This is a genomic window from Pseudoalteromonas sp. K222D (assembly GCF_017653575.1).
Lineage (GTDB): Bacteria > Pseudomonadota > Gammaproteobacteria > Enterobacterales > Alteromonadaceae > Pseudoalteromonas > Pseudoalteromonas nigrifaciens.
Genome location: NZ_JAGGDL010000091.1, coordinates 1 through 1,107, shown reverse-complemented (window position 1 = coordinate 1,107; position 1,107 = coordinate 1). Strand labels below are relative to the sequence as shown.

The following is a 1,107-nucleotide window of genomic DNA, read 5'->3' as shown; positions in this document are numbered from 1 at the left end:
TTAAATCCAGAGAAAAAAGAAGCAATGCGGGCGGCATAAAATTTAATTTGATGCGACAACTAACTTGAAAAACTCCGCTTATCCATTGCTTCCGAGAAAAATACTACAAAGAATGACACTAACCACTGAAACCCCTCTGATCTTTGATCAAGCTCTATATCAACTCCAAGATCATCTTCAACAACTACCTTTAAGTATTGCCCGTCAGCGATAACCTTTAGTTTATCTGCTTCTGGTCGATCAGGATTCGGCATCCATACCGATCTGATTTCTTTTGTAAGTCTTACGCTCGCAGCATTTAATTGATATGTTCTAGAATCAAGCTGATCCCGGTAAATCTTCAGAGCTTCGGTATCATTTATATTTGGACTTGGAGTTGAGCCTAATGTTGCTAACTCACGCGGTGTGAAGCCAAGAAGCTTGAGCAAGCATAAATTCCCATAATCATAATACTTGTCGTCTAATAAGTTACCATCGACTCGTTGCGCAAGATGCTCTAAATGAATAGAAGGTTTTACATTAAAATAGTTGTTAAAAAGAATAAATACTGGCGTTCTTTTATCAAGCGTACTAATAACTGAATCGTACCCGTCGTTGAACTTGGTAAGCAAAACAAGTTCATCATGTCTTTTTTCTTCTGTTTCGTTATCTTCATCTACAAATTCAAAATTATCATCCAGCCAGCGGGATAATGATTTCGCTTTTTCATCTGAAACAAGTGTATTCTCGCTCCAATTAGAAGTTAGCTCCTCTAAAGAGATTGATGGCTTAGCCCCAGCTTCCTCATCTGAGATTTTTGCATGTTGCTTATCCATATGAGACGCCATGCGTTTTAGATTTTTACTAAAATCGCTATATTTCTTTTTTGCAGGAGCGTTGACTAAAGAGTGAAAGGCTTGGTTATTTAGCTTTCGATAAAGTTTATATTCACACTGTGCATATTCTCATGCATCGCGATCACCTAATACTATCTAAGCCGATCACCTAATACCATCCATCAAGATCACTCAATACCATCGATGCCGATCACTTTTCGGTCAAAATGGTATTGAGTGATCGGCTTGAATGGTATCGTTCAATTTGTACACGTTTTTGTCTAGCCAGTAG

At 38.0% G+C, this 1,107-nt stretch carries 1 protein-coding gene; it reads right to left on the bottom strand.

Annotated features, from left to right (window positions below; genetic code table 11):
- Positions 1–59 precede the first annotated feature (59 nt).
- On the bottom strand, positions 60–815 hold the full coding sequence (locus J5X91_RS17990) for a hypothetical protein (RefSeq protein ID WP_208835395.1): 756 nt from the start codon (positions 813–815) through the stop codon (positions 60–62).
- Positions 816–1,107 lie beyond the last annotated feature (292 nt).